The organism is Pseudomonas sp. EA_15y_Pfl1_P101 (genome assembly GCF_963970835.1).
In the GTDB taxonomy this organism is placed as follows: Bacteria; Pseudomonadota; Gammaproteobacteria; order Pseudomonadales; family Pseudomonadaceae; genus Aquipseudomonas; species Aquipseudomonas tritici.
Map to the genome: position 1 here is coordinate 1 of NZ_CAXAPA010000030.1, position 24702 is coordinate 24702.

Here is a 24702-nt window from a genome sequence, read left to right on the forward strand (position 1 = left end):
GCCGTGATCGGCAGATGCGCGCCTTGGAACGCAAGGCACGCAAACTTGGATTGCAGCTGGTTAAAGCGGCTTAAATTTTAAGAGCAAAAACAATGAGTTATTTTTTGTTTGATAAGAGCGGGCCTGCTCGCTTCCACAGTTTGATCAGCGTGCCCTCGGGAATTTGCAATCGCGCCTTACACTGCCTATATTTCCCGCCTGGCGCTCTCTACGCCACCTTCCGCGGAAAGGGCTGCGCCCAAGACCCTGCAACACCCTCTTTTGTCTACGACTCCCAACCTTAAAGCGGAAAAGGTTTGTGCAAGGAGCTCGTATGTCCCACCACGTCAACACCGATGGCTGCCTCAACCTTGGGCAGCAGCGCAAGCGTGCCAAGGAACTGCTGCCGCGCCTGAGAATCCAGGATCCCGCCGCCACCTTGTCCCAGGCTCAATGGCAGATCGCCAAGCAGTTGGGTTTCAGCAGTTGGCCCAAGCTCAAGGCCCACGTCGATGCGATCGACTTCGCCGCTCGCCACCCCGACTTCGCTGCCAGCGATGAAGCCCGCACCACGCACTGGCGCTGCGGCAATGACATCGCGCATAGCCTACAGATAGCGGGGTTCAAGGGACACTTCCAAATGCTCACTGACCCACTGTGCATGGGGCCGGTCCGCGACGTGCCCAGCGAAGCATTCCGCGCCCTGCGCAGCACGTTTATCAGCCAGGCCTTCGCCCTCGACGAAACGGAGGTAGCGCGCCGTGTCGCCGATGAATACGACCAGCTGCAAGCCTTGACCAGCACCGATCACAGCGTGCTGTGGTGCGAGGCGGATGCCTACGACCAACTGTTCCTGATCCGCGCACTCGCAGGTCTTGAGCAGGCGCCGCGCAAGCTGGAGCTGATCGAAGTCGACCGGATCCCAGGTGTCGAACGTTTTATCGGCATCGGCCAATTGGCACCCGATGTGCTGGCCTGGCTTTGGCCGCAACGGCGTTTGATCGACGATGACGCGGTGCAATTGGCCAAACAGGCCTGGTCGGCGTATTGCGAACCGTCACCCGAAACCTTGGCGGAACTGGCCCACGGCACACATGCCGCCTTACCGTTGCTGGCGCCCGCACTGTTACGCCAGTTGCAGGAGCTGCCGGGCATCCGGGATGGTTTATCGCTCACCGAACGCCTGTCCCTGACCTACATTGCCGAAGCCGGGCCGGTGCCGTTTGGTCGGGTGTTTGCCGAGTTGATGGCCAAGCGCGAGCCGCTGCCGTTCCTGGGGGACATGATGTTCCATGCGCTGATGCGGCCGTTGATTGATGGCAAGCATCCGTTATTGACCGAGACAGAACCGGACCGGGACTGGCCTCGACGCGAATTAACGCTGACGCCATTGGGGCATCAGGTGCTGAGCGGCGACAGTTATTGGCTCGACCACGCCAGCCATGCGCGCTGGGTCGGCGGTGTGTGCTTGAGACCTGGCCGCCCCCATTGGGCGATAGACGGCGCCATGCCGAGCTGGCGTGGCTGACGTCCGTTACCGCTTAGGCGATAAGCCGATCGCACAGGTAACCACCACCGGGTCGCCCTGGTAGGTGATTCGCGTAGCGATCGACAGCTTGCTCGCACGGGGCGTCGCCCCGTCCTTGTCAACGGTCCGCAACGTGGGCCGCTCCACATCGACATGATTTCAATCACCGCTTCAAACCGCGCCGGAGCACTGGTTGCACAGGCCGCCGCACCTACAGTGAAACGTGTCACACAGGAATTGGGCGGCAAGTCGCCGAATCTGCCGTCGCCTCGCGCATTCGCGCCGGGCAAGTGCACCTGAACTACCCGGCCTGGAACCCCAAGGCGCCCTTCGGAGGTTACAAGCGCTCGGGAAATGGGCGCGAGTACGGTATCTATGGTTTTGAGGAATACCTGGAAACCAAAGCCATCGTTGGCTTCGGCTGATACACGTTACCGACTGGCGAGCGTCAAGTCCGGGAGCGGCAGTGCCGCTCCCGGCTCAATGGCATGCCGCGCCGGGGCGCGACAACAGCCACATCGAACAACCCGCCTGCTTAGCGACGTGCGCTGACCGCCGACGCATCGTTGGACACAATCACTTCCACACGGCGATTCAACTGGCGTGACGGCGCACTGAGGTTATCGGCGACCGGGAACTGCTTGCCGTAGCCCATCACTGCAATACGTTCAGCCCCGACGCCGAGGCGTTGCAGGCCACGGGCAACCGCTTGGGCACGGCGCTCGGACAAGCTCTGGTTGTAAGCATCGCCACCGGTGCTGTCGGTGAAACCTTCAACGCGTACTTGGCGCTCCGGGTTCTGCAACAGGAAGTTCGCCAGCGCCTGGAAGTCCCGTTGGCTGCCCGGTTTCAATTCAGCCTTGCCGGTATCGAACAGCACATCGCCAAAGGTGACGACCTTGCCACGTTCGGTAGGCTGCGCTTTCATCGCCCGCAAGGCCTTGAGCTGCGCAGTGCGAACGTCGAGCTGCACCTGGGTACGGTCGACGGCGATGTTGTCGAGTTGAGCATCGGTTTTGCGACCGACGATGGTCTGCTCGGCGAGGGCGATTTTCTGCGTCGCGAGGTACGCGAGCTGATCGATCTGCGGGTCAGTACGGCTGTGCAGGGACAGTTGGTTGGCGCGGTCCAGTGCGTTGGAGGCGATGCGCGTTTCAACCGCCGCCAGGGTGCTGGACTCAGGCTTTTGCTGCAGGCTGGAGAACTGGCTGCGCGCTTGCAGCAGTTGCGGGTTTTCCGGTGGGGTAGCGCAGCCGGCCAAGGCCAGGCCCAGGGCCGAAAGAACAGGAATGACGAGAGTGGCACGCATGGCAAGATCCTCAGTGGGTAGTCGCGGGGGCGTTGAGCATTTCCTGTTTGAGCACCTGGATGCCCTCCCGCGCCTGCTTCAAGACTTGTTGTTTACGCACCGCAGTGGCCTTGGCTTCGGCCAGGCCGGCATCGGCTTCGATCTGATCGGCCAAGGCGTCGACCTGAATGTAATTTTTTTCGCCGATGGCTTGCTCCATGCGTGCCAGTTTGTCCTGGGCAGTTTTCATCTCCAGCGGGGCGAACTGGGTCGCTTGCGCTGCCAGGGCGCGCCCAACCGAATCACGCGCCAGGGAGATTTTTGCCGCAGGCGGCTGCGGCGTAGCACAGCCTGCCAATGCACCGGCGACGATCACGGCCCAGGCCGAGCGGCGCAGGCGTTTGCTCACACTGGTCATCTTCATGTGTTGACTCCTAAGCATGTTCTTATGGCTGCAGGACCGATGGAGCGGCCCTTGCCGTCTCGCTTGCGATCAAACGAGCGCGCCATCCTAGGAGGAAAAATACGGACTGGAAGAATGAAAAATCCCATCTATCTGTAGGATTTTTCTCAGAAAAATAACGGGAGCCAGGTGCATATTTTGCCCCGTCGATCAATCAGTTGCTCTGTGATTGAAACAATAAGGCCATACGCAAATGAAAATTCGGCGCGCGGGTAATCCCGCGCCCGTATTTTTAGCGTGTTAGGCGTGACTTATTGAGCTGGCCGAAGCAACTGCATCTGCTGCCGATAATCATCCGTGACCTGCCGCGCCTGGCTGCTGCTGGTGATCACCCTCGGCGTGATCAACACGATCAGCTCGGTACGGTCCTTGGACTTACTGGTATTCCCAAACAACCACCGCAACCCCGGAATCTTCCCCAGATACGGCACCGCGCTCACCGACTCCGCATTGTCCTGCTTGATCAACCCCCCCAGCAGCACCGTCTGCCCACTCTGCACGGCCACCTGAGTCGACACCGACCGCGTGGAAATACGCGGATTAGTCTGCGTGTCATTACTCGACGACGCCTGATCCTGGGCATCACTGACCTGCTGCTGGATATCCATGTACACCAGGCCACCCGGATTGATCCGCGGCACGACGTCGAGGATCACCCCGGTCTGCACATATTCAACGCTGCTCAAGGTGGTGTCGGAGGTGCCGGTGTTGACCGTGGTCTGGCTGATGGGAATGTTGTCGCCCACCTGAATCTGCGCCGGCTGGTTGTTCATGACCACCAGCGACGGCGCCGACAGCACTTGGGTGCGGCCGTTGGTTTCGAGGGCGTGCAAGGCGACTTGCAGGTTGGAGCTGACGAAGGAGTAGAACAACGAGTCCGCTGCCCCCAGGCCCGCGCCGCCACCGCCAAGGGCGCCCTGGCTGCCGGCGGTGTTGCCCACGGTGGTGCTGGTGGAATTGCCGGCCAGGCGGCCCAGGTACCACTGCACGCCAAGGTCCAGTTCGCCGGTGAGTTTGACTTCGAGGATGCGCGTCTCGATCTGTACTTGCAGCGGCGGGTTGTCGAGGCGTTTGATCGCCGATTCGATCTCTTTCCACTGCACCGGGCGCGTGCGTACCAGCAGTTGGTTACTGCTTTTCTGCGCGGTGATGCGGGTGCCGGCGTCGAGGCTTTTGGCCGGAGCGTCTTCGCTCATGCCCTGCTCGGCGTTGTCCTGCTCGGCTTGCGGGCCCTGATCCTCTTCATCCGCGGCGGGCTGGCTGTTATTCAGGTTGTTACTCAGGCCGCCAGGCGTGCTGCCGGACGTGCTGTTAGTGCCCGGCGAAGACAGGGTCGCCGTGCGTAAACCGGGGGCAACTTTGGCGGGGGTGTCATCCTTGATCGCGCCCGTGCCGTAGATCTGCCGCAGGTACTTGGCGAGGTCGGTGGCCTTCATATTGCGCACATCGTAGACGTACATCTGCGGCTCGTTGCCGCCGCCTTCATCGATGGTGTGAATCCAGTCGCCCACTTCACTGAGGTACTGCGGCTGTGACGAGATCGCGACCACCGAGTTGGTGCGCTCGATCGGCAGGAACCGCACCATGCCCGCCAGAGGCATGCCGCTGTCGGGGCCGAACATCTTTTGCAACTCGGGCATCAACTCGGCCACCGAAGCACGTTGCAGGCCGAACACGCCCACCGACATGCCCTTGAGCCAGTCCACATCAAAGGTGTCGATGGTGTCCTGGTAATTGGCCAATTCCTCTGGAGTACCGGCCAGGCTCAGCACATTGCGAGCCGGGTCGACCAGCAAGAATGCATTCTCGCGGGCGAACGGCTTGAGCAGTTTCTGCATCTCGGTGGCCGAGATGTAGCGAAGCGGAAACAGCCGCGCCGACAGGCCGCTGGAGGGTTGAGACACACCCATCTCTGGCACCAGCTTGCCCGCCACCGCCTGGTTGGCGGGCAGGATCACATAGCGGTTGCCTTGCTTGATCATCGCGTTGTCGGTCCACGACAACAGGGTTTCCAGAATCGACAAGGCCTGCTGCTTGTTCACCGGTTTGGAGGTGGAAAAGCTGACGTTGCCTTTCACACCCTGGGCGATGCTGTAGTTTTCGTGCAGCAGGTCGCCCATCACGCTGTTGATCACCGCCTCGATCGGCTGGTCGGCGAAGTTGAACACAATGTCACCACTGCCCTCCTCCTTGATCGCCGGTGCTGCTGCCGGCGCGCGCACGAACTGCTGACTACCACGAATCAACTGGCGTTGAGGGGGTGTCTTCGCCTGGGGTTGGCCGCTGTCGACCGGGGGCTGTTCGCTGGCCGGGTCCACTGGCGGGCGTTGCGAACCGGTGCCTTGCATCGCCTCGTGCAACAGGGCTTCGTCCGGGTCGAGATGATCAGGAAATGTCCCGCAGCCACCTATGGAAACGGCGGTAGCCAGGCAAAACACGGTGGTGCGCAAAGCGCCGGGGAAGGAATCGATCAAGGGGCGGACTCGTGAGGAAGGGTAATCGGGGGTGTCGTGGACGGCGCGGGCAAACGCGGCGCGCGCAGGCTCAGGGTCTGCGTGCGGCCGTCAAGCACAAAGCGCGCTTCGCGGGCTGTCAGTTGTTCCAGGCGCCAGCCGTTGGGCAGGGTCTGGTCCTGGTGGACTTTCAGCGGCGGGCCGTCGCTGCGTTTGAGCAGTGCAACGCGCAGGTTGCCCTTCAGGACGATGCCGGTCAGCGTCAGGCTCGCCAGGCTGGAGACGGCGGCCTGGCCGACCGCACGATCAGGGCTGCGGTCGGGGCTGAACAAGGGGGCTTGCCAGGTGCCGGCGAGGCTTTCCAGGGTCGCACTCGGGGCCACCAGCGCGTTGGCCGAGGTGTTGGCGCGCGCATCGGGATCAGGCGTCGGCAACCACTGCGGCGCATCGCCAATGCTGCTGAGGATGCCAACCATCAACAGGCCCAGCAGCGAAGCCACGCAGAGCAATAGCCATTCCAGAGGACGCAATGCAGGGATCATCGGCGCACCTGCTGTGCGGCGGGCGGCTGCAGGTAGCCGCGAACCAGCAAATGTACAATCAGCTGGCCGGCACCGCCACTGGCGGGTGCGTTGGGCGGGCGGCGGATACTCATCTCATCGACAAACAGGAACGGCCGCTGGTACTCCAGTTCATGCAGGATCGCGGTCAAGGGTTCGATGGCGCAGTTGAGGGTCAGGCTGACTTTGACCTGGCGATACGGCTCGGCGTCATCCTGCTCCGGGGTGATGGGCATGCGCTGGGTCAGGCTGCAGCCGCCACCGAGGCCGGCGCGGCTGTTGATCAGGTCGGCGATGCGTTGCATCAGGTCGGCCGCGACTGCGCTGGGGTCATCGCCGGGCAACAGGCTGGTGCTGCTGGCCGGGTCCTGCCGTGCGAGCTCAAGCTGTTGGCGCAGGCCATCGCCCTGGCGCAACACACCGGCGTAGCGTTGTTGTTGCTCACGTAGCTGCTCGGCCTCCTCGCCCATGTCGCGCAAGGGGCCGGCGAACCAGCTGTCGATCAACAGCCAATAACCCACGCCAAGCACCAGGGCCAGGCCGATCAGGGCGGCGCCACGGCGTTCACGGGGTGTCAGTGGTCGGCGCATCGGCGGCCTCCTGGTGCAGGTGGGCGCGCAAGGAAAACTGATCCTTGCCGGTTTGCGCATCGGGTTGAATCACCCCTTCGAACTGGGCGTTTTCCAGGCTGTGGCAGCCCTTGATCCGCGTGATCAAGGCACTGGCCTTGGCGCTTTGCCCGGAGAAGGACACGTCGGCGCCATCATTGACCTCCAACTGGTCGATCCAGGTGTCGGATGGCAAGCAAGCGGTCAGCTCGTTGAGCAGCGCCGACAACGGTGGTTGGGCTGCCTTGCGGCGGATCAGGTACTGCGCCGCGCCACGAGTAGTGAGCAGTTGCTGGCGCAGGGCGTGGACCTCGGCAACCTGGGCTTTCTGCTCGCGCACGCTGTGCTGCATGGCCTCGAGCACGCGCTGGCGATCGTTGAGCCACAGCAGCATCGCGGCAATCAGTAAGGCTCCGCACAGCCACGGCAGGCAGCGCTGCAAGCCTTTGCCTTGTGGGCGCTGGCGCGGTCGCAAGGGTGCCGGCAGCAAGTCGATGCCCATGGGTGTGCCTGCGCCAGTGTCCACATCCACCGCATGGGGGTGCAATCCGAGGGCCGCACACTCATTGAGAATCGGGTCCAGGCGCTCACGCAGGATCGCCACCAGCGTGACGTGCACGTGCGTGGGGGTGCGGCGTTCCTGACGCACGACAAAGTACAGTTGGGCGGCGTCAAACGGAGTAAAGCGGTCTAGCTCATAGCCGACCACCGTGGCCAGGTTGCGCGCCGCCGCCGGGGGCAATTGCAGGGTTTGCACCAGCACCGCATCGGGCGCCAGCAGCAACACCTGGCGTGCTGCGCCAGCGGGTTTTGCCACGGGTGCGGTCAACGGCCAGCGATAGCGGTGCTCGGGAATGTCTTGCAGCGACAGCCACGCCGGCAGGCAGCCACGCAGTTCCTTGAGCCACAGGCGCCAGCCCAGTTGCAGCAGGCTGCCGCGCCAGCGTTGGGTGATGGGCTCCGTCAGCCATTGAAGCCGTGCGGTTAAGGGTTCGTTCATTCTTGCCAACGTAGGACTCGATAAGGTTGTGCGCTGCCTTGCGCGGGGCTCAATAACACCGTGGCTTGCAACCGGGCGTGGTAACCGCCGGGCCGTTGCGCACGGCTGCTGACCACCAGCACTTCGCCGGGGTCGGCCCCTATCGCGCTCTGGCGCGGCAGGTTCAGCGCGCGGCGCATCAAGGCACTGGCGAACGCCGGATCGGGCCGATCCAGGCCGCTCCACAGGCTGATCTCGGGCACCAGTGCGCTGTACAGGGCCTGGGTCATGCCCGGCAGTTGCCGCAGTTCTTCGACTACCCGAAACGGCGCCAGACCCTGGTTGCGCCGCACTTCCAAGTCCCTGGCGAGCTGGCTGGCCTGGGCTTGGGTGGCGCCGCAGGCCAGGGCCAGGCGGGCGAAGTCGGCGACCTCGGCGCTGTTCAAGTACAACTTGCCGCGCTCGCTGTGCAGGCTCACGTGCAGCTGTGCATCGTCAAACGCCAGCGGGATTTCTCGCCCGTCGGCCACCCACTGCTTACGTTGCATCGGGTCGGCCAGCCCTTGCATCGCAAGCGCCACGCCTGCCTCGGCGGCCAACACGGCCTGCGTGTGCTGGCGGTGCCAGGCGGCCTGGCGCGTTTCCAGTTGCACCCAGCCGGCCAGGCCGCCCAGCAACAGGCTGAGCAACGCCAGCACCCACAGCACCAGCAACAGGGCCACGCCACGCTGATGCCTGATCATTCCGGCGCCCCGCCCGACAGGTTCAAGCGCAACGCAACCACCTGGGTCACCCAGGGCACCGGTCCATTCACACGGGCCTCGATGCGCACCGCATAAGGCAAGCGCTTGGTCCACGGCCACTCGCTGATCCAGCCGGTGGCCTGGCCCTTGGGCGACAGGCCGCGGTAGCTGAATTGCAGGTCCTCGACCCCCTTCAATAACACCTGCGGCTCACTGCGCGAGGCCGGCACGCTGACGTGCGCCGCAGATTCAAACTGCGCGAACGCCACCTGTAAATCGCGCTGCGCCTCGGCGCCGGCCAACTGCAAGGTGAAGCGCTGGATCCCGCCACCAAGCACGCCGGGCAAGGTGGCGACAAACTGCATGCGCTGCGGGCCACCGGCGAAAAACCCATCGGTCTGACTGTCGTCCTCGGTCACGTCCAAGGGCAACGCCTCGCTGATGGAGGTACGCAAAAACTGCTGCGCGGCGCGCATTTCATCCAGGCTGACCGTGTAGCGCTGCGCCTTGAGCACCGCACGATTGGCCCCCAGCAACGCGCCGCCGACGAGCACCAGCAAGACGCCCAGCAAGCTCAGCACGATCATGATCTCGAGCAAGGTGAAGCCCTGCTGACGCGGCTTCACAGGCCGGCCTTGTCGCGGGCTGCGCGCAGTTTCAAGGTACTGAAACTGGCGTGGCGCGGGCCTTCACTGACGCTGAGGTCGAGCCGAAACAGCTGTGGCTGGCCGATACGGGTGGGCTGCCGGGCAATACGCAATTGCCAGGCGACGCCGTCCAGATCGCCGTAGCGCACACCACTGACCAACGGCCCAGCGGCTTCCTGGTCCAGCACGCTGATGGCGGCGTGGGTGAGTCGGTCGCTGTGCGCAACCTGCAACAGCGACCGCGCGCTCTGGCCGAACGCAACCAGCAGCACGCTGCTGCAGATCGCCATGAGTGTCAGCGCGGCGAGCATCTCCAGCAACGTGAAACCGCCCTGGTGCTTCATGGCAGCGCCTTGGACTGCACGCTGCCGGTCAGCCAGCCGATATCGATGCGCCAACGCCGGCTGCCATTGGCCAGCAGCAAATTGCCGCCGGTGGAGCTGCCATCGGGGTAGAACTCCACAGCAGAGCCTGCGTGCTCGGCGGTGTGCAGGGTCACTTGCAGGTCGGCCGGCCAGTGTTTCAACGGTCGACCCGGCGCCTGGAAGCTCAACGCGCGCAGGTCGAACAGCGTTTTTTCGGTACTGCCGCTGACAATCGCCCGCGCCCGCGTGGCGCGCAGCGCCTCGACCATCTGCCCCACGGCCTGACGCTCTTTCGCCGCACGCAGGCCTTGTTGCAGGCCAAACCCCACCAACCCGGCCGCGATGCTGATCAAAACGATCACCACCAGCATTTCCAGCAGAGTAAAGCCGCGTTGGGGGCTGATCATGGTCGCGGGTTATTCCCAGTTGCCCAGGTCGGCGCTGTAGCCTTCGCCGCCGGGTTGGCCGTCCTGGCCATAGAAGATCAGGTCAAAGGCGCCATGTTCACCGGGGAAGCGGTAGCCGAAGGCATGGCCGAACGGGTCTTTGAGGTCTGACGGCTTGGCGTACGGCCCGGCCCAGCCGGCGCTGTTGCCGGGTTTGTCGACCAATTGCTGCAGAGTCTTGGGCGGCGAGCCGACGTCCAGGCCATAGCTTTCGATCTTCATGCTCAGGCTGGCGAGTTGCGCCTTGCCCGCGCCGTATTTGCCCTTGTCCACATTGCCGCCGACCTGGCGCACCACGATGGTCGCGACGATGCCCAGCAGCACGATCACCGCGAGCATTTCCAGCAAGGTAAAACCGCCCTGGCGGCGGGCGGGCTTGAATCGGGTATGGCGCATAGGTGCAGTCCTCAAGGGTTCATATATTGCTGGTCAAGCTCATCAGCGGCAGCATGATCGCCAGCATGATCACCGCCACCAGCACCGCCATGACCACGGTCAGGGACGGCACGAGGGCGGCCAGCAGGCGGTCGATGCCGCGCTTGGCTTCGACGTCGAACACGTCGGCGACCTTGAGCAGCATGCTGTCGAGTTCGCCGGCCTGTTCGCCGACTTCAATCATTTGCAAGGCCAGATCGGGCAGCAGCGGCTCGCTGCCGAAGGCACTCGCCAGGGTGCCGCCGCCCTTCACCGACTCGGCAGCCTGGGCGACTTGCGCTTGCAGCGCACGGTTGGTGCAAACCTGCCGGGCGATCACCAAGGCTTGCAGCAGGGCCACGCCGTTGCTGAGCAAGGTGCCAAGGGTGCGGGCCAGTCGCGCGGCTTCGACCCGTTGCAGCAGCGGGCCGATGATGCGAATGCCCAACACGCGGCGGTCGTATTTTTCGCGGCGCTGCGGGTCGCGCAGGCGGGCGGCGAGTGTCCAGATCGTCACGATCAAACCGGCCAACACCGCCAGGCCATAGGCACCGAGGAATTGGCCAAGCGCCAGAATCACTTCAGTGATCAGTGGAATCGGCACGCTCAGGTCCTTGAAGATCGGCACGAACTGCGGCACCACGTAGGCCAGCAACAGGGCCAGCGAACCGAGCACGCCCACGACCAGGAAGGCCGGGTAGATCAAGGCGTTGATCACCTCGCCCCTGAGCAACTGGCTACGCTCCAGGTAATCGCTGAGCTGGCGCAGGGTGTCCTCCAGCGCGCCGCCCGCCTCACCCGCACGCACCATACTCAGGTACAACGGCGAGAACTGGCCGCCCTCCTCCTCCAGCGCCTTGGATAACGGTTGGCCGGCCTTGACGTGTTCGCGGATGCGCTCGATCAACGCACGGGTCTGCGGCTGGCCAGGCTGCTTGAGCAGGATGCCCAACGAGCGCTCCAACGGTTGGCCGGCGCCCAACAGCGTGGCCAGTTGCTGGGTGAAACTGACCAGTGCCGCGCCGTTCAACTGGCCACGGCCAAAGGCCTTGCGCAGCCCCTGCCCCCCCGCCGCATCGACCTGCAACAGCAGCAATCCGCGCTTGTGCAAGGCGGCGACGGCAGCGGCATGGTCCTTGGCTTCGAGGGTGCCGTTTTGCGCCTGGCCCTGGCTGTCGAGGGCGCGGTATTTGAACAGGCTCACGCGCCCTCCCCACGAGTGACGCGCAGCACTTCTTCGAGCGAGGTGACACCCGCCACGGCCTGGCGCAGGCCCTCTTCGTGCAAGGTCCGCAGGCCGCCACGGCGGGCGGCCTGTTCGAGGGTGGCGGCGTCGGCCTGGCGCATCAACAGGCTGCGCAGTTCGTCGTTCATCACCAGCAGTTCGGTGATTGCACTGCGGCCGTGGTAGCCACCACCCGCTGCATCGGCGCGGGGGCGATAGAGCATGATCGGGCGCTGCTCGGTAAACCGATCCAGGCCATGTTCGGCGATCAACTCTGCGGGTGCTTCGAAGGCTTCGCGCGTGGCCGGGTCCAGGCGCCGCACCAGACGCTGGGCCAGGATGCCATTGACGGTCGACGCGATCAGGTAGCTCTCGACGCCCATATCCAGCAGCCGCGTAATACTCGCCGCCGCGCTATTCGTGTGCAGGGTCGACAGCACCAAGTGGCCGGTGAGGGACGATTGGATCGCGATGCGGCAGGTTTCCAGGTCGCGGATTTCACCAATCATGATCACGTCCGGGTCCTGACGCACGATGGAGCGCAGCGCGCCGGCAAAGTCCAGGCCGATGGCGGGCTTGACCTGGATCTGGTTGATGCCCTCGAGTTGGTACTCCACCGGGTCTTCGACGGTGATGATCTTGCGCTCGGCGGTGTTGAGGCGCGACAGCGCGGTGTACAACGTGGTGGTCTTGCCCGAGCCGGTGGGCCCGGTGACGAGCAGGATGCCGTGGGGCCGTTCAAGCACTTCCAGGAAGGTTTCCAGGCGCTGGCCATCGAAGCCCAGGCTCTGGAAATCGAACTGCACGGTCTGCCGGTCGAGCAGGCGCATGACCACCGACTCGCCAAAACTGGTGGGCACCGTGGACACGCGCAAGTCCAGCTCCTTGCCCTGGATACGCAGCATGATGCGCCCGTCCTGCGGCAGGCGCCGCTCGGCAATGTCCAGGCGCGCCATGATCTTCACCCGCGAAATCACCGCCGCAGAGGAACTCGACGGCGGCGCTTCGGCTTCGTGCAGCACGCCGTCGATGCGATAGCGCACCTTCAACTGGTTTTCGAACGGCTCGATATGAATGTCCGAGGCGCGCTGTTCCACCGCGCGCTGCAGGATCAGGTTGACCAGGCGAATCACCGGCGCCTCGGAGGCCATGTCCTTGAGGTGTTCGATGTCTTCCAGTGCACCGCCCTGCTCATCGAGGTTTTCGATCAGGGTGCCCATGGCTGAGCGGCCCTGGCCGTAGTAGCGCTCGATCAGCGTCTCGACTTCATTACGCGGACCCACGGCCAACCACACCGGCACACCACAGGCATAGGCCACAGCCTGGAACGGGTACACCAGCGATGGGTTCGCCGCCAGAACCCTCAGGCCGCCCTGGCTCCAGCCCACGGGCACCACCTGGTAGTGGCGCATGAAACGCTCGGTCAGTGGCGGCAATGGGTCCAGCAGCGGCGGCGCGGCATCCGCCAGCAGCAGCGGTGCGCCGAGCAAGTCTGCCCAGGCGCGGGCCAATTCCGCTTCGGAGACCAGTCCCAGGCGCGTCAACAAGCCGAGCAACTCGCTGTCGCCGCCCTCCTGGGACAGGCGCCGGGCGCGCTCCAGGTCGACGGTTTTCAAGCCGGCCTGCTGCATCAACCACGCGCACACCTGTTCGGTGTTCGGGATCTGCAGCTGGCAGGCATTGATGGGCGTTGAAAGACTGGGCTGGGACATGGGTAAAAATCTGAGGGGCGATGTGCTAAAGGGCTGTGTAAACCCCTTGTGGGAGCGGGCTTGCCCGCGATGGCAGTGGATCAGGGCCGAATGTGCCGGCTGATACACCGCTATCGCGGGCAAGCCCGCTCCCACAGGGTCCGCGTTTTCCCATCAGTTGGACGTTTTCGGCGCGGTCGTCTGGCTGCTGTTCAGCGGCCGACCACCCTTGGTGGTTTCAGCCTTCTGTTTTTTTGCCGCCTTGGCGTCGTGGGCCTGGGTCAGCACCGTGGAATCGGTGGCCCCGGATGTCGCATCAGCGTCCGTGGACTCAACCGCCATCGCCGCGCCACTCAGCGCGACGCTCAGTACGACACCGGCACCCAGCAGGAAAATCTTCATTAACTTTCTCCAGATCAAAAACAGCAGATAGCCCAAGTGGCGCCTTGAACTCGATCAAGACCCTACACCAAAGCAGTGTGTATTACAGCATGTATAAGACATGGCACTTTAGAACTACCGGGCAATGCCACTCGTTAGCCATGCCACGACAGATTTCCTTAAACCAATCGACTGGTAGGTTTAACACAAGTTCCAAAACGTAAGAAATTATTTCTTATTTCACGCAAAAATTAGCTTTCGTTTGACTTATAACCGCAAGAATTGCCTTAATTATGCGGTTTTCGCGGTTCAAAATGCCATCTCGTGATATCGCCTAGACACTATCTACAACAACAACTAATACAATTATTACACTTATAAAACTGCGTAATTCGCCAAATAGTTGCAATTAGCCATCGGTTAAAAATTGCGATCACGGGCAACTATTGCCCAGAAAAAAGTGACGAGCGTGCACAGCAACACGCACTTCTCGGCGCGCCATGTTTACTGAACAGTTGTCGGAGACCCCATGAATAAACGCAAAATGATCGGTGCACAGTCGGCATTCGCCCTGCTGGCACTCGCCGTGTCCCAGGTGCACGCGGCGACCAGCCCTGCCCTGGATGAAGGGCGTGTGAGCCGGGCGGAAAAAGCCGCAGACAAAACCCTGGCCAAGATGACCCTGGAAGAAAAACTCGCCTACATCGGCGGCACCGGTGGCTGGGATGTCAAGCCGCTGACCCAGTACGGTATCCCGCAGATTCATGGCGCCGATGGCGGCGTGGGTGTGCGCTACACCAGCGAAGGCAATGCACAGGGCGTGGTCTATCCGTCCGGGCCAAACCTGGCCGCCAGCTGGAACCCGCGTCGCGCCATCGACCTGGGTCGTGCCCTGGGCTATGACACTGCGAGCGGCGGTTATCAGTTCGTCACCGGCCCCGGCGTGAACCTGTACCGCATGCCGTACAGCGGCCGCGCGTTCGAGTATTTGTCCGGTGAAGACCCGTTCCTCGGCGCCAGCCTGGGGCCGGCGTTGATCAACGGTATTCAGTCACGCGGGGTGTGGGCCAATGCCAAGCATTTCGCCGCCAACGACCAGGAAAGCAACCGCTTCCACCTCAATGAAATCATCAGCGAACGCGTCCTGCGCGAGATGACCCTGCCACCCTTCGAGTCCGCCTCGAAAAACAGCAAGGTGGCGATGATGATGTGTGCGTTCCAGCAGGTAAACGGCGAGTTCGCCTGCCAGAACAAGCACCTGATGCGCGACATTCTGAAAACCGAGTGGGGCTACCCAGGTTTTGTACAGAGTGACTACAACGCGGTGGTCAGCGGTTTGCCGGCGGCACAGGCCGGCACCGACCTGGACATGATGGGCTACCAGATGAACAGCACCATCCTCAAGCCGTACCTGGACAGCGGTGAGCTGAGCAGCGCGACCATCGATGACAAGGTGCGCCGCATTCTCAAGCAAATCTACCTGTACAAGTTCGACAGCAAGGCACCGCTGACCCGCCACAACATGAACAGCGCCACCAGCAACCGCGTCGCGCTGAACGCCGCCCGTGAAGGCATTGTGCTGCTGAAGAACCAGGACAACCTGCTGCCGCTGGACGCGAAAAAGGTCAAGCGCATCGCCGTAGTCGGCAGCCTGGCCAAGTACGCGCCGCCCACCGGTTTTGGCAGCGCCAACGTCATGGCCGCCAACTACATCAGTGAGCTGAGCGGCCTGCAGCAACTGGCGCCGGGGGCCAAGGTCGAGTTTATCGATGGGCTGTCTCTGGACCCGACGACCTCAAGCTGGACCCATGCCGACAGCAATGGCAACAGCGTCAAAGGCTTGAAAACCGAGTTCTTCAGCAACGCCAACTGGTCCGGTGACCCGGCCGCCAGCCGCACTGACACGCATGTCGACCTGGACTGGTCCACCGACAGCCTGCCGGTGAACGGCGATACCGCCGCCACCTCGATTCGCTACAGCGGCCAGATCACCCCAGCCGTCAGCGGCGAACAGGTGTTCAAGATCCGCGCCGACGGTACGGTGCGCCTCTACGTCAACGGCAAGAAAGTCCTCGACAACGGCGACGGTAAGCCGCTGCCAAACAACAGCATCCCGCCGACCATTCCGGTGTTTGCCAAGGTCAACCTGGAAGCCGGCAAAGCTGTCGACATCAAGCTCGAATACTCGCGTCGCAACGGCTACCTCTCGACCATGGGCGGCCTGGTCGGCGTGCAAATGAGCTGGGCCTCGCTGGTCGCGCCGAAAGACCTGGCGCAGTACGACGCCGTACTGGTGGCGGTCGGTAACAGCAATGAATACGAAGGCGAAGGCTTCGACCACAGCTTCGATTTGCCGGAGTACCAGAACCTGCTGATCCAGAGCATCGCCAAGGTCAACCCGCACACCGTGGTGACCCTGCACGGCGGTACCGGCCTGAAGATGAGCGACTGGATCGACCAAGTGCCGGCCGCGCTGCATGCGTTCTACCCTGGGCAGAACGGCGGCCAGGCCTTGGCAGAGATCCTGCTGGGCAAGGTCAACCCGTCGGCCAAGCTGCCGATCAGTATCGAACGCAATATCGAAGACAACCCGATCTACGCGACCTTCCCCAAGTTCGACAACCAGGAAACCCTGGCCGAGATGAGCTACAAGGACGACCTGTTCCTGGGCTATCGCGGCTACGAGAAGAAAGGCATCAAGCCGCTCTACCCGTTCGGTTACGGCTTGTCGTACACCACCTTTGGCTACAGCAACATCAGCGTGACCCCTGGGGTGGCAGTGGCCGGTGCACCGATCAAGGTGTCGTTCGACCTGGCCAACACCGGCAAGGTGGCGGGCGCCGAAGTGGCCGAGTTGTACGTGGGCCAGAACAACCCGAAAGTGGAGCGCGCCCTCAAGGAACTCAAGGGCTACAAGAAGGTGTTCTTGAAGCCTGGCGAGAGCAAGCGCGTAACCATCGAGCTCAACGACCGCTCGCTGGCCTATTACGACGTGGCGAGCAAGCAATGGGTGGTGGATGCGGACAGTTTCAACCTGTCGGTGGGGGCGTCGTCCCAGGATATTCGCCTGAACGCCAAGCTGGTCAACCCGTTCCGTCAGGAACTGTCGACCACTACCAGCAACCCGTTGCCGCGCTCGGCGCTCAATTCAACGCTGCGTGAGTCGACGGTGAAAACCGGTGGCGTGCTGCATCAGAATGAAGGTGACAGCGGCACCAGTGATGGTGATGGCTATGACATGAGTGATGACACTACCCAGGGCAGTGCCACCGGTAACTAACAGATAAGAGGAGTGCTTTCTGTGGGAGCGGGCTTGCCCGCGATGGCGGAGTGTCAGTCGGTACATTTGCTGCCTGACTCACCGCTATCGCAGGCAAGCCAGCTCCCGCATTTGGATCTTCATACATCAGGCGGATGAGACTCAGGCTCTGATGGCCGCTTCGACCCGCGCAATGTAGGTATCGAAACGCGCCACCAGGTCCACCCGCTCGGGAAAGCGCAGCCATTGGACCTGCAACCCATCCATCATGGCCAGAATCTCTTCCACCAGCCCGGCGATGTCCACATCACTGCGCACCTCCCCCGCCGCCACCAGGTCGTCAAACTGCCCCTGCATCCGCTGATGAATCGCCGCATAGCGCGCCTGGAACCACGTCCACGCCGGGTGGGTGTCCAGCAAACTCTCGGCATTCAGAATCGTAAACGCCCGCACCACCCCCGGCGCGGTGGCGTTCGAGCGGTTGATGGCACGCAGGCTGCCGAGCAGACCATTGAGGGATTTTTCGGCTCGCACTTCGTCGGCAATCCGTTGATTGACCTCGTCGCGACGCTGCAACACGCCCATCAATAGCGAAATCTTGCTGGGAAAGTGGTGCAACAGGCCGGCCACGGAAATGCCGACAATCGCTGCCACCTGGGCCATCGACGCGCCGCTGTAACCCTCCAGGGAAAACACCTGCAAGGCTGCGTCCAGCAGCTCTTCACGGCGCTTTTCACCTTTTGGGGCGCGACGGGTCTTGGGGGCGGGCTCTTTCATGGGGACGTCCTTGTGGGCAGGCTTGCACCGTATCCAAATCAGCCCTGAGCCGCAAATAAAGCTCAGGCGCTTTCCCGTTCGATCAAGCGGCAGTCCAACAGGTTCAAGCGCTGTACCTCACCCTTGAGGGATAACACGCCCAGGCTTTCCAGCACGCGCGTCGCCGCCAGCACGCCGATTTCCAACGCCGGCGGTTTGATCGTGCTCAGGCTCGGCAACAGCATTTCGGCAAACGGGTAATCGCCAAAACCGAGCACCGCGCAGTCTTGCGGGATCTTCACGCCGGCGCGCTGCCCGGCCAGCAATCCACCGGCGGCCAGGTTGTCATTGGCGAAGAAGATCGCCTCGGGCGGTGTGGCATGGCTCATCAACGCTTCCATCGCCTGCTTGCCCGCGTCGAAAGGTGCACGGTCGGCATCCGGGGTGAAGGCCCAGGGCTGCACACCCAGTTCGGTCAAGGTCGCTGCAAAACCCTCGCCTCGCTCTTGCGCGCTGAAGTCGCCCGCCGCGCTGTTCTGCACGAACGCAATGCGCCGATAGCCCTTGCCATGCAGGTAGCGCGCGGCGCTGACGCCGACTTCGTAGTGGGAAAAACCGATCTGCAACGGCGCGCGTTCGGGCACGTAGTCCCAGGTTTCAACCACCGGGATATCGGCGTCGGCGATCATCTTTTCGGTGCCCGCGCTGTGGAAGCGACTGGTCAGCACCAGCGCCGCCGGCGACCAGCCGAGGAACGCACGCACCGCGCTTTCTTCCTGTTCGACGCTGAAGTAACTCGACGCCAACAACAGTTGATAGCCATGCCGACTGAGGGTGTCGCTGAAACCCTGGATAGTGTTGGCAAAGATCGGCCCAGAGATGTTCGGGATCACCATCGCCACAATCCGCCCGCGTGCGGACGCCAGCCCGCCGGCCACCAGGTTGGGTACATACCCCAGCTCGGCCACCACCTCGGCAATCCGCTCGCGCCGCTCAGGCGAGACCTGCTCCGGCTGATTGAAGTAACGCGACACGGTAATCGCCGACACACCGGCCTGGCGTGCCACCGTGTTGAGGGTGACGCGCCCGGCGCCACGGCGTTTGCGCGGTTTTTCTGAGCTCACGAGGTGATCCTGTTAAAAACCAAAAGGAATATAGGACTAATTTTTCAGTATTTGACGTTCTAAACAACACCCAACAATAATACCGATGTTAGCGCTAACAAAGCGCGCTGTCTGCTACTCGCTCGAGCGAATGCCAACGACATATTCACCGGCGCTGACGGTCGCAAGAACCGCAGCGGTTCAGGGCATTCTTTTCGAGCGGACACAGCATGCACACACTCCAACGCGGCACTTTCCTGGTATTGGCAGGGTTGACGGCCCTCCCCGTCAGCGGCGCCTTTGCGGCCGATGAGCAAGAAATCACGCTCAAATCGGTGACGGTCACGGCCACCCGCCGCGAAGAATCGCTGCAAAAAGTCCCGGTGGCGGTCTCGGTGCTGTATGGCGAACAACTGGAGCGAGACAACCGCAACGGCGTGGCAAGCATCGCGCAACAGGTGCCGTCGCTGAACTTCCGCACCGGTGCGTCGAACAAGGACACCTCGCTGTTCGTGCGCGGCGTGGGCACCATTTCTACCTCACCGGGCGTTGAGCCAACGGTGGCCACCGTGATCGACGGCGTGGTCTACGCCCGCCCCGGCCAGGCGACCCTTGACCTGCTCGACCTGGAACGCATCGAAGTGCTGCGCGGCCCCCAAGGCACGCTGTTCGGCAAGAACGCCTCGGCCGGCGTGCTGAACATCACCAGCAAGGCACCCACTGCCGAGACCCATGGTTATATCGACCAGTCCTACTACAGCGGCAATGAAAGCCGCACGCGCTTCGGTATCGGCGGCAGCCTGGTGCCGGATGTGCTCAAGGGCTCGATCAGCACGTTGTTTGGCAGCTACGACGGTAACGTCGACAACCAGCACAACGGCCAGGAGGTCAACGGCTACAACCACAAGGGTATTCGCGGCAAGTTGGAGTTCACCCCCAACGACGACGTGAAGCTGGCCCTGATCGCCGACTACATGCAGTCTCACGACGACGCGCCGAATGGCGTGGTGAGCAAGTCGCTGACTCCAGCGTTTACCAACGCGCTGAGCCCGGTGCGCGCCTCCAGCGACAACCGCGACATCAACACCGACACCCGCAGCCATGTGGAAGACACCAACAAGGGCCTGTCCGCGCAGCTGGACTGGAGCCTCGGCAACTACACCCTGACCTCGATCACCGCCTGGCGCGGCTGGGACAACACCCAGTATCAGGATGGCGACCGTCTCGGCACGGTGACAGCCGCCTTCCCCGGCACCGCCGACAAAGGCGAGCTGGACTTCAACCAATACTCCCAGGAATTGCGCCTGGCCTCGCCCAAGGGAGAATTCCTGGAGTACGTTGGCGGCCTGTTCTACATGCATGGCAAGGACGAAGAAACCTATCAGCGCACGCTGACGACTACCACACGCACCGACCGTGGCATCGCCGACTACAGCACCACCAACGACAGTTACGCGGTGTTCGGCGAGACCACGCTGAACTTCACCTCGCGCTTTCGCGGCATCGCCGGCCTGCGTTACACCCACGACGAGCTGAAATACGATCACCGCCGCGTTTCCACCTCGGCCACCACGGTCAGCGGGATCCAGCCCGCCACCTCCAGTTCCGGCTCGGTGGACGAAGACGGCTGGTCCGGCCGCCTTGGTGTGCAGTACGACATCAGCGACAACGTCACCAGCTACCTCACTTACTCACGTGGCTACAAAGGCCCGGCGTACAACGTGTTCTTCAATATGCAACCGCGTGACACCGAGGCGCTCAAACCGGAAACCTCCAACACCTGGGAAGCCGGGATCAAGGCCACCGCCTGGAACAATCGCCTGACCACCAACCTGGCGGTGTTCCACAGCGACTACGACAACTACCAGGCGAACTTTTTCGACACCGTAGCAGGCCAAGTCGTGACGCGGCTGATCAACGCCGGCAGCGTCAGCACCGAAGGCGTCGAGCTGGATTACGCCTTGCAGGCCACCCAACAACTCAAGCTGTCTGGCGCCCTGGCCTACACCCGTGCGCGCATCGACGAATTCGCCTGCCCGGCCGGTGCAGCAGCCACCTGCAACGTGAATGGCAAGCCGCTGCCCTTCAGCCCGGACTGGAAAAGTTACGTGCGCGCCGACTACAGCATCCCGCTGGATAACGGCCTGGATATCGAACTGGGCACCGACTACAGCTGGCAGAGCGAAGTGCAGTACGACATCAGCCAGAATGTCGACACCAAGCAAGGCGCCTACGGCATCTGGAACGCCAGCGTCGCGCTGGCCGACTACGCCAATGGTTGGCGCGTAGCTGTGCTGGCCAAGAACCTCGCCGACAAGTCCTACTCGCCGCTGCTGGCCAGCGGCGGTAACTATATCTACCGCGCCGTGCCCCGTGACGATGAGCGTTACTTCGGCGTGCAACTGCGCAAGGATTTCTAAGCATGAGCCGTCAACTGAAACTCGGCGCCTTTCTCATGGCCACCGGGCACCACGTCGCCGCCTGGCGCCACCCGGACGTACCGGCGAATGCGGGGCTGGATTTCGCCCAGTACAAACACCTGGCACGCGTGGCCGAAGCGGCGAAGTTTGACGCACTGTTCGTGGCCGACAGCATTGCGGCGGCCACGGGTGATATCGCCAGCCAGATGGCGCGTTCGGATCATTTCGAGCCGCTGACTTTGCTCTCGGCGCTGAGTGCAGTGACGGACCACATCGGCCTGATCGCCACGGCGACCACCACTTACAACGAGCCCTACCATGTAGCGCGCAAATTCGCCTCGCTGGATCACCTGTCCGGTGGGCGCGCGGGCTGGAACCTGGTGACGTCGGATGCAGCCGCCGAAGCGCAGAACTTCGGCCGCGATGAACACCTCGGCCATGCCGAGCGCTATAGCCGTGCCAAGGAGTTTCATCAGGTGGTGACCGGGTTGTGGGACAGCTGGGAAGACGACGCCTTTGTGCGCGACAAGGCCAGCGGCAACTATTACGACCCGACGAAGCTGCATGTGCTGGACCATGTGGGGGAGCACTTTCGCGTCAAAGGCCCGCTGAACGTGGCGCGCTCACCACAGGGCCAGCCGGTGATCGTGCAGGCGGGATCTTCCGAAACCGGGCGTGAGCTGGCGGCACACACCGCCGAGGTGGTGTTTACCGCGCAGACATCGCTGGAGAATGCCCAGGCGTTTTATGCGGATCTCAAGGGGCGACTTGAGCAATACGGGCGTGCGCCGGATTCGCTGAAAATCATGCCGGGGGTATTTGTGGTGGTCGGGCAGACCGAGGCTGAAGCGCAGGCCAAGTTCGAAGCGTTCCAGGATTTGGTCGAGCCCGAAGTGGGCGTGGCCTTGCTGGGGCGCATGTTGGGTAACTTCGACCTGTCCGGCTACCCGCTGGACGGGCCTTTGCCGCAGTTGCCATTGACCGACAGCGGGCAACGCAGCCGACAGCAATTGCTCAGTGACCTGGCCAACCGTGAGCAACTGACACTCGCCCAGCTGGGCCGGCGGATTGCCGGTGGACGCGGGCATTACAGCCTGATCGGCACGCCCGCGCAGATTGCCGATGAGCTGCAACGCTGGTTTGAGAACGGCGCGGCGGATGGCTTCAACATTTTGGTGCCGCACCTGCCGGGCGGGCTGGAAGATTTTGCTCAGTGGGTGGTGCCGGAGCTGCAACGACGCGGGCTGTTCCGTACTGAATACACCGGCTCCACTTTGCGTGAAAACCTCGGTTTGGCGCGCCCCGACAATCGCTTTAAAAAGGACGACGCATGAAGATTCCGGCGCTGCTATTGGCCTTGCTGGCCGTCACTCAAACCGCACTGGCGGCCGACCCCGCCACCCTGCGCATCGGCTACCAGAAGGGCTCTATCGCCCTGGTGCTCGCGAAGGAACACGGCCTGCTGGAAAAACGTTTCCCGCAGACCGAGGTGAAGTGGATCGAATTCCCCGCCGGCCCGCAGATGCTCGAAGCGCTGAACGTCGGCGCGCTGGATGTCGGCTCCACGGGTGATATCCCTCCCCTGTTCGCCCAAGCGGCAGGCGCGGACCTGGTCTACATCGGCGTCGAACCGCCCAAGCCCAGCGCCGAGACTATCCTGGTGCGCAACGACAGCCCGCTGCATTCGGTGGCGGATCTGAAGGGCAAGAAAGTCGCGTTCCAGAAAGGCTCCAGCTCCCACAACCTGATCCTGCGGGCGTTGAACAAAGCCGGGCTGAGCTACAAGGACATTCAACCGGTGTACCTGCCACCGGCTGATGCACGGGCGGCGTTCGAGCGAGGCAGCGTGGATGCGTGGGCGATCTGGGAGCCCTATTCGTCCCTGGCGCTGAGCCAGAGCCCCAGCCATGTTCTGGCCAATGGTGAAGGATTGGGGTTGTCGGGGCCGGTGTACACCGCGCGGCGTGAGTATGCGAAAGACAATGGTGGGTTTGTGCACGATCTGCTTGGTGAACTCACTGCAGCAGAAGCGCTTACCCGCAGCCAGCGTGAAGACAGCTTGAACGTGCTGACCGGCTTTATGGGACTGCCCGCCGAGGTGGTTGCGCCGTACATGGATAACCGCCCGCCTTCGCCGATTTTGCCGATAGACGCGAAGATCATCCAGGCGCAGCAGGCGACGGCGGATTTGTTTTACCAGAATCGGTTGTTGCCCAAGGCCATCGATGTCAAAAAGGCAGTCTGGAACGCTGAAACCAACTAAGACCCAAACTGAGGAGGGGCATGAAGTGCCCAAATAATTCTGGACACTTCAATCCGGCGCGATGATAACGCCCTAACCACACATTCAAAATGAACGAGTAGAGCATAAACTCGGAAAACCATAGACATAAAGATAAGTATTGGGACTACGCATCGATGAATTCTGGCCACAACCCTACCATTAGGAGAATCACTACAACTTAGTAAACGTAAACTCCTCAGACCAATTTCCGGAGCTATCTTGAATACTAGCGGTAAAGCTATTGCAAGCAAGATCCATCGTCCATAAATGATATTTATTGCCCCATCGAGTGAAGCTCAGATCAGTCCGCGTGGTAGTATTGCTGGTTGCGTTACGTTTGTAACCTGCGGACGATACGGAATCAGTAAGCCCGCCACTCTTTATCTCAGCATCAATAGCTCCGGTATCGTAATCCGCAAATCTTATTATAAATAGCTCGAACACAGACGCGCCTGGACGAGTAAACTTGTATGCCCCCTCAAGCGCTGGATTATTCTTGGCCATTTACGCAACCCTCTTCAATTTAACTTACTCACAGATGACACAAACAAGATACATAAAAGCAAAAAAACCATAACCTGTTAAAAGTAACAGTCATTGATAATAATTGTTCATAAGCCACTCTTGCGCTATCGCAAAAAATTCAAAAACCCGCCCCACAACCACTTTTTTTGATGATACGAGCACGGATTTTATGAATAATTTATGGCTCTTGCCGTTCGCTTTTCTGTGCATCACTAATTTTCATGAGTGGGGTCTAAGGGCTTCACCATGCAACACACCGATCACGTCGCAGTTGTGAGTTCACCTGCAAAAACGCAGGCGATGGCGGATTTGTTCTATCAGAATCGTCTGCTGCCTAAAACCATCGATGTCAGCACGGTCGTGTGAAGATCTGAAGGCACCTGAGGACAACATGTGGGAGCTGGCTTGCCTGCGATGAGGCCATGTCAGTTGATGCAGGAGGTGAATGACACACCGCTATCGCAGGCAAGCCAGCTCTTATCAAACAAAAAATAACTCATTGTTTTTGCTCTTAAAATTTAAGCCGCTTTAACCAGCTGCAATCCAAGTTTGCGTGCCTTGCGTTCCAAGGCGCGCATCTGCCGA

Annotated in this window: 22 protein-coding genes and 1 pseudogene; 7 read left to right on the forward strand and 16 right to left on the reverse strand. The window is 61.9% G+C overall.

The genetic code is table 11. The annotated features are described in order from the left end of the window. Positions 1-313 precede the first annotated feature (313 nt). The 3 genes and pseudogenes from AACY36_RS27765 to AACY36_RS27770 form a co-directional block, all read left to right on the forward strand. Positions 314-1507, forward strand: a complete 1194-nt coding sequence (locus AACY36_RS27765; protein WP_339420947.1) for a DUF1835 domain-containing protein — start codon at positions 314-316, stop codon at positions 1505-1507. A 153-nt stretch (positions 1508-1660) separates the two neighbouring features. Further along, on the forward strand, positions 1661-1807 hold the full coding sequence (locus AACY36_RS28490) for an aldehyde dehydrogenase family protein (RefSeq protein WP_445261125.1): 147 nt from the start codon (positions 1661-1663) through the stop codon (positions 1805-1807). Further along, a pseudogene (locus AACY36_RS27770) lies at positions 1768-1932 on the forward strand (aldehyde dehydrogenase family protein); the annotation flags it as partial. The gene AACY36_RS28490 and the pseudogene AACY36_RS27770, both read left to right, overlap by 40 nt. A 110-nt stretch (positions 1933-2042) precedes the next feature. Here AACY36_RS27770 and AACY36_RS27775 read toward each other — a convergent pair. The 14 genes from AACY36_RS27775 to AACY36_RS27840 all read right to left on the reverse strand — a co-directional run bounded on the left by AACY36_RS27775 (position 2043) and on the right by AACY36_RS27840 (position 13791). Continuing rightward, positions 2043-2816 carry an OmpA family protein gene (locus tag AACY36_RS27775; RefSeq protein ID WP_339497757.1) on the reverse strand — a complete coding sequence of 258 codons (774 nt, stop codon included), beginning with the start codon at positions 2814-2816 and terminating at the stop codon, positions 2043-2045. Positions 2817-2826: 10 nt separating this feature from the next. Continuing rightward, a complete protein-coding gene (locus AACY36_RS27780; protein ID WP_339420951.1) occupies positions 2827-3219 on the reverse strand; it encodes a DUF4398 domain-containing protein in 393 nt (130 codons plus the stop codon). A 290-nt stretch (positions 3220-3509) separates the two neighbouring features. Next, complete coding sequence (gene gspD, locus AACY36_RS27785; protein WP_339497759.1) at positions 3510-5732, reverse strand: type II secretion system secretin GspD; 2223 nt, start codon at positions 5730-5732, stop codon at positions 3510-3512. Further along, positions 5729-6253, reverse strand: a complete 525-nt coding sequence (locus tag AACY36_RS27790; RefSeq protein WP_339420953.1) for a hypothetical protein — start codon at positions 6251-6253, stop codon at positions 5729-5731. Before AACY36_RS27790 ends, gspD begins: the two co-directional genes overlap by 4 nt. Then, a complete protein-coding gene (gspM, locus tag AACY36_RS27795) occupies positions 6250-6861 on the reverse strand; it encodes a type II secretion system protein GspM (protein WP_339420954.1) in 612 nt (203 codons plus the stop codon). The genes AACY36_RS27790 and gspM overlap by 4 nt, the downstream gene beginning before the upstream one ends. Continuing rightward, the gene (locus AACY36_RS27800) at positions 6836-7879 is read right to left on the reverse strand and encodes a type II secretion system protein GspL (protein ID WP_339420955.1); all 1044 of its coding nucleotides are present in this window, start codon (positions 7877-7879) and stop codon (positions 6836-6838) included. Before AACY36_RS27800 ends, gspM begins: the two co-directional genes overlap by 26 nt. Further along, positions 7876-8601, reverse strand: coding sequence for a type II secretion system minor pseudopilin GspK (locus AACY36_RS27805; protein ID WP_339420956.1), 726 nt, complete (start codon positions 8599-8601; stop codon positions 7876-7878). Before AACY36_RS27805 ends, AACY36_RS27800 begins: the two co-directional genes overlap by 4 nt. Beyond that, complete coding sequence (locus AACY36_RS27810) at positions 8598-9227, reverse strand: prepilin-type N-terminal cleavage/methylation domain-containing protein (RefSeq protein ID WP_339420957.1); 630 nt, start codon at positions 9225-9227, stop codon at positions 8598-8600. The genes AACY36_RS27805 and AACY36_RS27810 overlap by 4 nt, the downstream gene beginning before the upstream one ends. Further along, complete coding sequence (locus AACY36_RS27815) at positions 9224-9592, reverse strand: type II secretion system protein (RefSeq protein ID WP_339420958.1); 369 nt, start codon at positions 9590-9592, stop codon at positions 9224-9226. The genes AACY36_RS27810 and AACY36_RS27815 overlap by 4 nt, the downstream gene beginning before the upstream one ends. Then, on the reverse strand, positions 9589-10020 hold the full coding sequence (locus tag AACY36_RS27820) for a type II secretion system protein (RefSeq protein WP_339420959.1): 432 nt from the start codon (positions 10018-10020) through the stop codon (positions 9589-9591). The genes AACY36_RS27815 and AACY36_RS27820 overlap by 4 nt, the downstream gene beginning before the upstream one ends. Before the next feature lie 9 nt (positions 10021-10029). Then, positions 10030-10455, reverse strand: a complete 426-nt coding sequence (gspG, locus tag AACY36_RS27825; RefSeq protein WP_024076412.1) for a type II secretion system major pseudopilin GspG — start codon at positions 10453-10455, stop codon at positions 10030-10032. Positions 10456-10474: 19 nt separating this feature from the next. Next, on the reverse strand, positions 10475-11677 hold the full coding sequence (gene gspF / locus AACY36_RS27830) for a type II secretion system inner membrane protein GspF (RefSeq protein ID WP_339420963.1): 1203 nt from the start codon (positions 11675-11677) through the stop codon (positions 10475-10477). Next, complete coding sequence (gene gspE / locus AACY36_RS27835) at positions 11674-13410, reverse strand: type II secretion system ATPase GspE (RefSeq protein WP_339420965.1); 1737 nt, start codon at positions 13408-13410, stop codon at positions 11674-11676. Before gspE ends, gspF begins: the two co-directional genes overlap by 4 nt. Before the next feature lie 153 nt (positions 13411-13563). After that, positions 13564-13791, reverse strand: coding sequence for a hypothetical protein (locus tag AACY36_RS27840; protein WP_339420967.1), 228 nt, complete (start codon positions 13789-13791; stop codon positions 13564-13566). Positions 13792-14299: 508 nt separating this feature from the next. Between AACY36_RS27840 and AACY36_RS27845 the strand changes: the two genes are divergently transcribed. Continuing rightward, positions 14300-17050, forward strand: a complete 2751-nt coding sequence (locus AACY36_RS27845; RefSeq protein ID WP_339420969.1) for a beta-glucosidase — start codon at positions 14300-14302, stop codon at positions 17048-17050. Positions 17051-17191: 141 nt separating this feature from the next. Here AACY36_RS27845 and AACY36_RS27850 read toward each other — a convergent pair whose 3' ends face one another. Continuing rightward, a complete protein-coding gene (locus AACY36_RS27850; RefSeq protein WP_339420971.1) occupies positions 17192-17806 on the reverse strand; it encodes a TetR/AcrR family transcriptional regulator in 615 nt (204 codons plus the stop codon). Between the two features lie 62 nt (positions 17807-17868). Beyond that, positions 17869-18909 (reverse strand): LacI family DNA-binding transcriptional regulator, encoded by a 1041-nt coding sequence (locus AACY36_RS27855; RefSeq protein ID WP_339420973.1) that lies wholly within the window; start codon positions 18907-18909, stop codon positions 17869-17871. Positions 18910-19118: 209 nt separating this feature from the next. On the opposite strand from AACY36_RS27855, the gene AACY36_RS27860 reads away from it, so the two are divergent. Genes AACY36_RS27860 through AACY36_RS27870 form a run of 3 tightly spaced genes read left to right on the forward strand, consistent with a single transcriptional unit; the run spans position 19119 to position 23571 of the window. Beyond that, positions 19119-21308: a TonB-dependent receptor gene (locus AACY36_RS27860; RefSeq protein WP_339497760.1), complete on the forward strand. Its 2190-nt coding sequence runs from the start codon at positions 19119-19121 to the stop codon at positions 21306-21308. 2 nt (positions 21309-21310) lie between these two features. Beyond that, positions 21311-22642 carry an LLM class flavin-dependent oxidoreductase gene (locus tag AACY36_RS27865; protein ID WP_339438242.1) on the forward strand — a complete coding sequence of 444 codons (1332 nt, stop codon included), beginning with the start codon at positions 21311-21313 and terminating at the stop codon, positions 22640-22642. Then, the gene (locus tag AACY36_RS27870; RefSeq protein WP_339497761.1) at positions 22639-23571 is read left to right on the forward strand and encodes a sulfonate ABC transporter substrate-binding protein; all 933 of its coding nucleotides are present in this window, start codon (positions 22639-22641) and stop codon (positions 23569-23571) included. Before AACY36_RS27865 ends, AACY36_RS27870 begins: the two co-directional genes overlap by 4 nt. Positions 23572-24702: the final 1131 nt, after the last annotated feature.

Excerpts from the sequence above, each read along its gene's own strand:
- AACY36_RS27765 (WP_339420947.1), top strand. The coding sequence starts at position 314 with ATGTCCCACCACGTCAACACCGATGGCTGCCTCAACCTTGGGCAGCAG.
- AACY36_RS28490 (WP_445261125.1), top strand. The coding sequence starts at position 1,661 with ATGATTTCAATCACCGCTTCAAACCGCGCCGGAGCACTGGTTGCACAG.
- AACY36_RS27775 (WP_339497757.1), bottom strand. The coding sequence starts at position 2,816 with ATGCGTGCCACTCTCGTCATTCCTGTTCTTTCGGCCCTGGGCCTGGCC.
- AACY36_RS27780 (WP_339420951.1), bottom strand. The coding sequence starts at position 3,219 with ATGAAGATGACCAGTGTGAGCAAACGCCTGCGCCGCTCGGCCTGGGCC.
- AACY36_RS27790 (WP_339420953.1), bottom strand. The coding sequence starts at position 6,253 with ATGATCCCTGCATTGCGTCCTCTGGAATGGCTATTGCTCTGCGTGGCT.
- gspM (WP_339420954.1), bottom strand. The coding sequence starts at position 6,861 with ATGCGCCGACCACTGACACCCCGTGAACGCCGTGGCGCCGCCCTGATC.
- AACY36_RS27800 (WP_339420955.1), bottom strand. The coding sequence starts at position 7,879 with ATGAACGAACCCTTAACCGCACGGCTTCAATGGCTGACGGAGCCCATC.
- AACY36_RS27805 (WP_339420956.1), bottom strand. The coding sequence starts at position 8,601 with ATGATCAGGCATCAGCGTGGCGTGGCCCTGTTGCTGGTGCTGTGGGTG.
- AACY36_RS27815 (WP_339420958.1), bottom strand. The coding sequence starts at position 9,592 with ATGAAGCACCAGGGCGGTTTCACGTTGCTGGAGATGCTCGCCGCGCTG.
- AACY36_RS27820 (WP_339420959.1), bottom strand. The coding sequence starts at position 10,020 with ATGATCAGCCCCCAACGCGGCTTTACTCTGCTGGAAATGCTGGTGGTG.
- gspG (WP_024076412.1), bottom strand. The coding sequence starts at position 10,455 with ATGCGCCATACCCGATTCAAGCCCGCCCGCCGCCAGGGCGGTTTTACC.
- gspE (WP_339420965.1), bottom strand. The coding sequence starts at position 13,410 with ATGTCCCAGCCCAGTCTTTCAACGCCCATCAATGCCTGCCAGCTGCAG.
- AACY36_RS27840 (WP_339420967.1), bottom strand. The coding sequence starts at position 13,791 with ATGAAGATTTTCCTGCTGGGTGCCGGTGTCGTACTGAGCGTCGCGCTG.
- AACY36_RS27845 (WP_339420969.1), top strand. The coding sequence starts at position 14,300 with ATGAATAAACGCAAAATGATCGGTGCACAGTCGGCATTCGCCCTGCTG.
- AACY36_RS27850 (WP_339420971.1), bottom strand. The coding sequence starts at position 17,806 with ATGAAAGAGCCCGCCCCCAAGACCCGTCGCGCCCCAAAAGGTGAAAAG.
- AACY36_RS27860 (WP_339497760.1), top strand. The coding sequence starts at position 19,119 with ATGCACACACTCCAACGCGGCACTTTCCTGGTATTGGCAGGGTTGACG.
- AACY36_RS27865 (WP_339438242.1), top strand. The coding sequence starts at position 21,311 with ATGAGCCGTCAACTGAAACTCGGCGCCTTTCTCATGGCCACCGGGCAC.
- AACY36_RS27870 (WP_339497761.1), top strand. The coding sequence starts at position 22,639 with ATGAAGATTCCGGCGCTGCTATTGGCCTTGCTGGCCGTCACTCAAACC.